Raw genomic sequence first — 9,239 nt, 5'->3', positions numbered from 1 at the left:
CGCAGGCCAAGGCCGGGCACGCCTCGGCCGATGAGGGGCGCTATGACGCGCTGCTGGCGACGGGCGCGGTGGCCGCGCGCGATGCGGAAAGCATCCGCACGGGCGCGGTTGCCGCACGGCAGGCGCTGGCCCGGTCCGAAGCCGATCTGGCGGTCGCGCGCCAGCAGGTGGCGGTGGTCGGCGCCCGGCGCGGCGATCTGCTGGCCGCGCTGGCGCAGGCACAGGCGGGCGAGGCCCGCGCCCGCGTGGCGCTGGATCTTGCCGGCCAGGACTTGCGCCACACCGAAGTGCGCGCGCCGATCGATGGCGTAGTGGCCAACCGGCAGCTGCGCGTCGGCGATTACGTCCAGCCCGGCACGCGCGCGCTGACGCTGGTGCCGATGCAGGCGCTTTATGTGACGGCCAACTTCAAGGAAACGCAGACGCGCCGGATGCATCCCGGCCAGCACGCCACCGTTCGCATCGATGCGCTGGGCGGCGCGAAGCTGAAGGGCACGGTGGAGAGCCTCGCGCCGGGATCGGCCTCGACGTTTGCGCTGTTGCCGTTCGAGCCCGGCACCGGCAACTTCACCAAGATCGTGCAGCGCGTGCCGGTGCGGATACGGCTCGATCCCGGCCAGTCCGCGCTCGCCGCGCTGCGCCCCGGCCTTTCCGTCACCGCGAACGTCCAGCTTTCCAACTGAAGGAACACCCTGAAATGACTATTCCCCACCATGCGACCGCCGTGATCACTGGCGCTTCGACGGGTATCGGCGCCGTCTATGCCGACCGGCTGGCCCGGCGCGGGCACGATCTGGTGCTCGTCGCGCGCGATGTTGCCCGTCTGAACGCGCTGGCGGAGCGCCTGCGCGCGGAAACCGGCCAGTCCGTCGAAGTCCTGCCCGCCGATCTCACCGATCCCGCCGCCGTCGCGCGTGTGGCCGACCGGATCGCCACGGTCCCGAACCTTGGCCTGCTGGTCAACAATGCCGGCATGGCGCTCACCGGCACGCTGGTCACCAGCCCGGTCGAGGAAGTGACGCGGCTGATCGCGCTCAACATCACCGCACCCGCCCTGCTGGCCCGCGCCGCGGCGCTGCGCCTGACGCACGAGGGCGCAGGCGCGATCGTCAACATCGCGTCGGTCCTCGCGCTGGCGCCGGAGATGTTCGACGGTGCCTACAGCGGCAGCAAGGCGTTCATCCTGAACCTGTCGCAGGGGCTGTCCACCGAACTGGCGGGCAGCGGCGTGCATGTGCAGGCGGTGCTTCCGGGCGCGACGCGCACCGAGATCTGGGAGCGTTCGGGCAAGGACGTCGATGCCTTCCCGGCGGAAATGGTGATGGACGTGAACGACTTGGTCGATGCCGCGCTGGTCGGACTCGATCGCGGCGAGAACGTGACGATCCCGCCGCTGGCCGACCTAGCCGGCTGGGAAGCGATGCAGTCGGCGCGCGTGGCGCTTGGCCCCCAACTGTCCCGCAGCGAGGTCGCCGCCCGCTATCGCGCGGTTCTGGCCTGAACGGAACCGCGCCGAACCGGCGGACCAGCCGCCGGTTCGGGATGCGGCACAGGAAAATCATGGGCTGGCAAAAGTTTGCAGCAATGCTCTATGCCATTCCTGCGCGGGCGGAGCACGGTCCGCGAAAGGGAGGCTAACGAAGATGCACCGCACGATATTGGCGCTGGCCTGCGCCGTGGCCCTGATCCCCTCCGGTGCTACCGCGCATACTGTCGTTCGTGCCGGAAAGCTCATCGATGGAACCGGCGCTCCGCCCCGGGAGAATGTCTCGATCGTCGTGGACGGTGATCGCATTGTCGAAGTGCGCGAAGGCTTCGCACCGATCGCCCAGGGGGACACGCTGATCGATCTGTCGAACCGGACGGTGCTGCCGGGCCTGATCGACATGCACGTCCATATTACGGTCACCGGCTACAAGGGCGATCCCATTCGCCGTGCCGTCACGCAATCGGGTTACGATGTGCTGATCGATGGCGTGAACGATGCACGGGCCACGCTGCTTGCCGGCTTCACGTCGATCCGGTCTGTGGGAGACAACACTTACGCCGTCGTCGCGCTCAAGAAGGCGGTGGCGGACGGCAAGGTGCCCGGTCCGCGCATGTGGGTGGCAGGCGAGGCTCTCGGGCCGACCGGGGGGCACAGCGATCCCGCGAACGGCCTGATCCCCGATATCGCCGAACTGCCGCACGCGCGCGATGCCGTGATCGACGGCCCGGACGAAGCGCGCAGCACGGTCCGCCGGCTGAAGCGCGAAGGCGCGGACCTGATCAAGATCATGCCTTCGGGCGGGGTCATGTCGATCGGCGACAATCCCTACCTGCAACTCATGGATGACGATGAGCTGAAAGTCGTTGTCGCCACCGCGCACGCGCTTGGCATGAAAGTCGCGGCCCATGCCCATGGCAAGCAGGCCATCGAACATGCCCTGGCGGCGGGCGTGGATTCCGTGGAGCACGGAACGTTCGCCGACGCGCAGACCTACAAATTGTTCAAGCAGCACAACGCCTATCTCGTGCCGACGCTGCTCGTCGGAGAGCGGGTCTACGAGGTTGCAAAGACGCATCCCGAACAGCTCAACCCGTCCACTGCCGCCAAGGCGATCGCCATAGCCCCGGTCCTGCACGAAAATTTCCGCGCGGCGGCGGCGGCCGGCGTGAAGATTGCCATGGGTACCGATACGTTCGGGCTCTCGGCGCACGGCGAGAACGCGCAGGAACTGGTACTCATGACCTCGCTCGGCATGAAGCCGATGGACGCGATCCTCACGGCAACGCGCAACGCCGCGGACCTGCTGGGGGCGAGCGACGACGTGGGCGCGGTGACCAAGGGGCATTTTGCCGATCTTATTGCCGTGGAGGGCGATCCCTTGCAGGATATGGCCGCGCTACGGAACGTCGATTTCGTGATGAAGGGCGGCGCGATCGTGAAGGCCGGGGGCAAGCCCGTGGGCTGATGCAGCCGCGATGGTGAAGACGCTCAATTGCAGGGCGAACGCGCGGCCCTGGGTGTGAAGCCGAAGGTCCGCTTGAACGCGGTCGTGAAATTGCCGGGATGTTCGTAGCCTGCTTCCAGAGCGATCTCCGTGATCGACCGTTGGCTGGTCCGCAGCATGGCGAGCGCTTCGTCCATGCGCAGGCGCTGGCGATAGGCGGAGATCGTCATCCCGGTGACCTGCTTGAAGCATTCCATCATCTGCGTCTCGTTCCAGGCGACCGCGCGGCTGATCTGGCCGATGCCAAGGCTTGTGCCTTCCGTGCTGTGCAGCAGATCCCGGACCTGCTGCACCTTCCTGCGGTGATGCGGCTTGAGATCCGGGCCGGCGCTCCAGCCCGCGAGCTGCTGCAATCCCATGTAGAGCAGCTCGAGCGCCCTGGCTTCGAACATCAGGTCCGTCATCGGGCCGGGACGCAGATTCAGCATCTCTTCGGCGATGGACTGCATCGGCACGGGAAGGGGCGCGTCGCTGTGGCAGAACTGGGCGACCGAGCCGCGCATGTATTCGAGAATGGTCGAAGGCAGACCGTTCCGCCCCGGCAGAAAATCGCGCAGCAAGTCCCGCGTGCAGATCATGGTGATGGCGCGTGAACGGACCTTTGGCGGGGCGACTTCCTTCTTGATGCTGCCATCGGGCTGCACGAGGAAGGAAAAGCTTCCCGGATGGCATTCGGATTCGTCGTTCCCGCTGCTGATCGTGCTGCCCCCGCCGAGGTTGCAGTGCAGTTTCAGCAAGTCCCTGCTTTCATAGAAATAATCGCTTCGGTCCAGGTGGGAAACATCGGACAGGAACACCGAATAGCCCTGCCGCACCGTGACGCCGCGCAGCCAGCCCTGGGCTGTCGGCCCGGCTTCGTGGATCATTTCGGTATCCGCCAGCAATCCGGCGCCGCAATCCATCGCCCTGATCTTGCCCGGATCGACAACGGCAAGGATCGTGGGATCCAACGGGTCTCGGTTTCGTGTGAGCAGATTGTCCAATAGCAGGTCCCGTTTGGTGAAGCCGGCGGGTTCGGTATGACCGCCAGTGCGATGAGCGGGCACGCCTCCTTGCGCGGTGGCATTTTTATCGCGCCTCATGGCCGAACGGTAGCCCCCGGCCCGGTGAAGCGGAACAAAGGTGCGCGGCTTTCCGGAAAACGCAAAGGAAATTCGGGTTCGAGGATAAGCGCCGCGCGCGCGCTTTCGTAAAGTATGGGGATCGGGTCCGCCGAAATATCGGTCCGGAACCAGCGTGGGGGAAAATCGATGATACATGAAAGCCATGGCCGGCTTCGGAGCCTGGCCCTGCTCGCCAGCGGAGCGGCAGCGGTCTGCCTGGCGACGCCGGTTGCGGCCCAGGCGGCCAGCGAAGCCAACGAGGATGTCGATCCGCAGGGCGGGATCATCGTCACGGCGCGCAAGACGGGTGAGCGCCTGCAGGATGTGCCGGTCACCGTGAACGCGGTTACTGCCGACCAGTTGCGGGACCGGGGTGCCGCCGATGTCAAGGACGTGCTGCGGAGCATTCCGGGGTTTTCCTATTCTGGCACCGAGCGCGGGCTTTCCAACTACAACATTCGCGGCATCAGTACCGTCGCGTCATCGCCCACGGTGGGCATTTACCTGGACGACATCTCGCTCGTTACCATTGCCACGTCGTTCAGCGGCGCGTTCGACCCCGTGTTTTTCGACATGGAACGGCTGGAAGTGCTGAAAGGGCCGCAGGGAACGCTCTATGGTGGCAATTCCATGGGCGGCGCGATCAAATATGTCAGCGCACGGCCGAAGATCAACGAAACCGAAGTGAGTATCGCGGCCGGCGTGGCAGTGACCGAGCACGGCGGGCCTTCGTACAACGGCGAAGTGGTGGCCAACGTCCCTCTGGTGGCGGATACGCTGGCGCTGCGCGGCGGCTTCTTCTATCGCCGCGATGGCGGCTATATCGACAACCAGCCCGGAAACCTGCGCAATTCGCATTATTCCAGCACCGCCTCGCCGGTTTACACGCCGCTGGTGCAGGACACGCTCAGCACGCGCAGCACCTCCAACCAGAACTACGGAGACACCTTTGCTGCCCGCCTCTCGCTGGAGTGGCAACCCGATCCGAGCTGGTCGATCCGGCCGCAGGTATTCTATCAGGACTATACGCTGGCTAACGCCGGGCAGTTGTTCATAGATCAGCCCGAACTGACATCCTCCTATCGCATCAAGCAGCCGACCTACGACAAGGCGGGCATCTACAGCCTGAACATCGACAAGGATCTGGGGCGCGCCAAGGTCACGTCGCTGACGGCCTATTTCGATCGCAAACTGAGCTTCGTCCGCGATTACAGTTATTTCATCGGCAATCTCGTGCCACCGCTGTTCCCGCTGACGGCGCGCAACGTCTCGGACAGCCGCACCAAGACCTTCAGCCAGGAACTGCGCATCGCCTCTGACAACGGGCCGGGTACGCGCTTCAAGTGGCTGCTGGGGCTCTACTATTCCAATCAGGACGATCGTCTTGTCCAGGCCGTCAACCAGCCGGGAGCCGCCGCCTTCGTGGGCGCCGATCTCGTCTATTATGGCGACACCTTCACCAACACCAAGCAGTACGCCGCGTTCGGCGAAGTCACCTACACCGTGCTGGACGGCCTTGACCTCACCGCCGGTGTTCGCGGCTTCAAGATCGACCAGCGCGTCGATATTCTGGGCGATGGGCCGTTCAATGGCGGACTGACCGTGGTGAGCGGGCGCAAGAGCAGCGAAAGCGGCGTCAATCCGAAGTTCGGCATTTCCTACAAGGTCGCCCGTGAGAACCTGCTCTATGCTTCGGCCGCGAAAGGCTTCCGCCCCGGCGGCCCCAACCGGTTCCAGATCAATCCCGTCCTGTGCGCGGCCGATCTGAATGCGCTGGGCCTGACGCGCGCGCCCGACAGCTTTTCGTCCGACAATCTGTGGACCTACGAGGTCGGCACCAAGAACACGTTCGGGAACGTCGTTACGTTCAACGCCGCCGCATTCTATTCCGACTGGAAGAAGATCCAGCAGCAGCTCAACCTGACGAGTTGCGGCTTCGCCTTTACCGGCAACGCGGGAACGGCTGAAGTGAAGGGCGCGGAAATCGAAGGTCAGGTCCGTCTTTCGCCCAGCTTCCAGATCGGCGGCAATGCCACCTATACCGATGCCACTATCAAGAACGCCGCACCCGGAACGACGGCGCGGGATGGTGACATGGTGCAGGCCGTGCCGAAATGGATGGCGAGCGCCTACGCCGCTTTCGCGCACGATCTGTCCAACGGGTGGCGCCTGAACATGCGCGGCGAATACCAGTACCAGAGTCGCGCGCGCCGTTCGTTCGATCGGGTGCTCTCGATCGTCTATGCCAACGCCGTGGCCGGCACCACACCCAACGCGGCCGAGTTCCGGCAAGGCTTCGATGTTGTCAATCTGTCGGCCTCGCTCGGAAAGGGCGGGACGGAGGTGCGGCTCTATGCCAACAACCTGCTGGACGCGCGACCGCTGATCGATCTCGACCTGACGGCCGGGTCCGACCGCGCGACGACGATCCGGCCCCGTACGGTTGGCGTCGAACTGCGGCAGCGCTTCTGAAGCCGCATCATCGCAGGGAACAGGGTGTGACTGAAATGCACGGGACAGCAAGGAACACGTGGTTCGGCAGGGGATGGCTGGGCATGTCCGCCGGGATCATTGCGGGGCTGGCGGGCTGGCACGCCCTGGCCGGCACACAGGCGCCTGATCCGCAGTGGGCGCTCGAAACCGCTTATCACTATCCCGAAGGGCAGATCGATGCCGCCAGCGTGGGCAAGCTGGGGGTCGCCTGGGAGTTCGACGGCTTCGTGGTGCGCGGGCGGACCAATCGCGGCGTGGAAGCCACGCCGGTAGTCGTCGATGGCGTGATGTATGCCACCGGGCCGTGGAGCGTGGTCTATGCGCTCGATGCGCGGACCGGTCGCCTCCTGTGGCAGTACGATCCCGACGTCGACGGATCGTTTGCCCGGCGCACCTGTTGCGACGCGGTCAATCGCGGCGTCGCCGTGGTCGATGGCACGGTCTATGTCGCCACGCTCGACGGCTATCTCGTGGCGCTCGACGCGAAGACCGGAAAGCCGCTGTGGAAGGCCGATACGATCACCGACCGGTCGCGCAGCTATGCCATCACCGGCGCGCCCCGCGTGGCGGGCAATGTCGTGGTGATCGGCAATGGCGGCGGCGAGATGGGCGTGCGCGGCTATGCCAGCGCCTATGACCGCCGCACCGGCAAGCTGGCATGGCGCTTCTTCGTGGTGCCGGGCGATCCGCAGGCCGGGCCGGACGAAAGCCCGGACGTGACCGAGGCGCGCAAGACCTGGGACCCGCATTCGGCCTGGGACCTGGGTGGCGGCGGAACGCCGTGGGATTCGATCGTCTACGATCCGGACACCAACACCGTCTACCTCGGCACGGGCAACGGATCGCCCCACCCGCTGTGGTTGCGCAGCCCGGCGGGTGGTGACAACCTCTATCTGTCCTCGATCGTCGCGCTCGATGCGGATACCGGTCGCAAGAAGTGGCACTATCAGACCACGCCCGGCGATAGCTGGGACTACACCGCCACGCAGAACATGATCCTGGCCGATCTCGATATCGGCGGGAAGCGGCGCAAGGTCATCATGCAGGCGCCCAAGAACGGGTTCTTCTACGTGCTGGACCGCCTGACCGGCGAGCTGCTGTCGGCCGAGAAATACACCACGGTCACCTGGGCCGATCGCGTCGATCTCAAGACCGGACGGCCGGTCATCTCCGATCAGTCGAACTTTTCGGAAAAGGCCAAGCTGGTCTGGCCTTCGGAAGCCGGCGGACACAATTGGCCGCCGATGTCCTACAGCCCCGAAACGGGACTTGTTTATATTCCGGTCCTCGAAGCGCCGATGATCTTCTCGATGGCCCCCACGCCCTATCGCCCCTACAGCAACGTGCAGGGATCGGTCGGCGCTTTCCCGACCGTGGCGTCCTGGGGCGGAACGCAGGATGCCAGTGTGCTGGCGGGCCAGCCCGCGCCGCGCTTCGAACAGGTGCTGAAAGCCTGGGACCCGGTGAAGCAGAAGGTGGCCTGGACCTCTCGCGTCATGCCGTTCTGGAGCGGCGGGACAATGACCACCAGCAACGGCCTGGTCATGCAGGGGTCGGCCGATGGTTATCTCAACATCTATGACGGGCGCAGTGGCACGCTGCTGCACCGGATCAATATCGGCACCGGTATTCTGGCTTCGCCGATGAGCTACACGATCGATGGCACTCAGTATGTTGCGGTCGCGGCCGGGTTCGGTGGCGCGATGAATCGGTCATTTTTGCCGGGATGGGCGGCGATGGACCGGGTCAACGCGCCGCGCCTCCTGGTCTTCCGGATCGGAGGTGACCAGCCCAGGCTGCCGCCGCGCGTTGTGGCAACGCCGCTTGTGCCCGCTCCCGCAAGGTTCCGGGGTAGCGAGGAGCAGGTCAGGCGTGGGCAGCAGCTTTTCGCGCACAATTGCCTGCGCTGCCACGCTTCGGCAGACAGCCCTGGCGGCTACCCGGATCTCTGGAAGATGGCGCCCGAAACGCACGAGGTGTTCGAGCAGATCGTGCTGGGCGGCGCCTATTCTTACGCGGGCATGGCCTCGTTCGCCGATGTGCTGAGCAAGGACGATGCAATGGCGATCCATGCCTATTTGGCCGCGCCGGTGAAGAAGGACGAAGCCGGCGCCAAGACCATGCACTGATCGGGGCATTGAGCGGGGAATAAAGGATGCGGATTTTCTTTGTTGCTCTGGCGGCCATGGCCGGATGCTTGTTCTGCACGGGCATACCGGCGGCGGCGCAGACGGTGCGGCCCATGCTGGCGCTGCAGGATGCGATCCGCATGGCGGCTTCGGCTGCCAGCAAGGCCAGCGCCATGCAGCGCGCGGTGTCCATCGTGGTGGTCAACCGCGAAGGGCGCGTGATCCTGGCTCAGCGGATGGACGGGGCTTCGTTCGTGAGCCTCAAGGTCGCGGAAGGAAAGGCGATTACTGCGGCAGCGGTCGGTGTGCCGACGCGGATGCTGGAACAGCAGGTCGATGGTGGGAAGCCCGCTTCCTTGTCGGTTCCCGACGTGGTGATGGTCACCGGCGGTCTGCCGATCGCATCGGCCTCCGCGGTTATCGGCGGGATCGGCGTGAGTGGCGGCGCGCCCGATGAAGACGAGACCATCGCGCAGGCGGGGCTGAGCGGAGGTTCGAAAGCGGATTGAGCATGGCCGGCG

At 65.3% G+C, this 9,239-nt stretch carries 7 protein-coding genes; 6 read left to right on the top strand and 1 reads right to left on the bottom strand.

Annotation, left to right across the window (positions count from 1 at the left end):
* The 3 genes from EH199_RS05980 to EH199_RS05970 form a co-directional block, all read left to right on the top strand.
* The coding region (locus EH199_RS05980) for an HlyD family secretion protein (protein ID WP_148092134.1) at nt 1-683 on the top strand (683 nt) is incomplete at its 5' end.
* A 14-nt stretch (nt 684-697) separates the two neighbouring features.
* Nucleotides 698-1,501 carry an SDR family oxidoreductase gene (locus EH199_RS05975; RefSeq protein WP_124808358.1) on the top strand — a complete coding sequence of 268 codons (804 nt, stop codon included), beginning with the start codon at nt 698-700 and terminating at the stop codon, nt 1,499-1,501.
* A gap of 142 nt (nt 1,502-1,643) precedes the next feature.
* Nucleotides 1,644-2,954, top strand: a complete 1,311-nt coding sequence (locus EH199_RS05970; protein ID WP_124808357.1) for an amidohydrolase family protein — start codon at nt 1,644-1,646, stop codon at nt 2,952-2,954.
* Between the two features lie 23 nt (nt 2,955-2,977).
* On the opposite strand, the gene EH199_RS05965 is transcribed toward EH199_RS05970, so the two are convergent.
* On the bottom strand, nt 2,978-3,943 hold the full coding sequence (locus EH199_RS05965; RefSeq protein WP_190287155.1) for an AraC family transcriptional regulator: 966 nt from the start codon (nt 3,941-3,943) through the stop codon (nt 2,978-2,980).
* 300 nt (nt 3,944-4,243) lie between these two features.
* Between EH199_RS05965 and EH199_RS05960 the strand changes: the two genes are divergently transcribed.
* From EH199_RS05960 to EH199_RS05950, 3 genes are read left to right on the top strand one after another with little or no spacing between them, the layout of a single operon-like run.
* Nucleotides 4,244-6,568: a TonB-dependent receptor gene (locus tag EH199_RS05960; RefSeq protein WP_190287153.1), complete on the top strand. Its 2,325-nt coding sequence runs from the start codon at nt 4,244-4,246 to the stop codon at nt 6,566-6,568.
* A gap of 35 nt (nt 6,569-6,603) precedes the next feature.
* The gene (locus EH199_RS05955) at nt 6,604-8,718 is read left to right on the top strand and encodes a PQQ-dependent dehydrogenase, methanol/ethanol family (protein ID WP_223806493.1); all 2,115 of its coding nucleotides are present in this window, start codon (nt 6,604-6,606) and stop codon (nt 8,716-8,718) included.
* Between the two features lie 26 nt (nt 8,719-8,744).
* Nucleotides 8,745-9,227, top strand: coding sequence for a heme-binding protein (locus EH199_RS05950; protein WP_124808354.1), 483 nt, complete (start codon nt 8,745-8,747; stop codon nt 9,225-9,227).
* Nucleotides 9,228-9,239 lie beyond the last annotated feature (12 nt).

Origin of the sequence: Novosphingobium sp. LASN5T, assembly GCF_003856955.1 — a bacterium.
Classification (GTDB): Bacteria; Pseudomonadota; Alphaproteobacteria; order Sphingomonadales; family Sphingomonadaceae; genus Novosphingobium.
The sequence above is the reverse complement of the archived record's forward strand: the minus strand, read 5'-3'. Positions and strand labels throughout refer to the sequence as shown.

Bases quoted from the DNA above. Each gene is read 5' to 3' on its own strand.
- EH199_RS05970 (WP_124808357.1), top strand. From the start codon at position 1,644: ATGCACCGCACGATATTGGCGCTGGCCTGCGCCGTGGCCCTGATCCCC.
- EH199_RS05950 (WP_124808354.1), top strand. From the start codon at position 8,745: ATGCGGATTTTCTTTGTTGCTCTGGCGGCCATGGCCGGATGCTTGTTC.
- EH199_RS05955 (WP_223806493.1), top strand. From the start codon at position 6,604: ATGCACGGGACAGCAAGGAACACGTGGTTCGGCAGGGGATGGCTGGGC.
- EH199_RS05975 (WP_124808358.1), top strand. From the start codon at position 698: ATGACTATTCCCCACCATGCGACCGCCGTGATCACTGGCGCTTCGACG.
- EH199_RS05960 (WP_190287153.1), top strand. From the start codon at position 4,244: ATGATACATGAAAGCCATGGCCGGCTTCGGAGCCTGGCCCTGCTCGCC.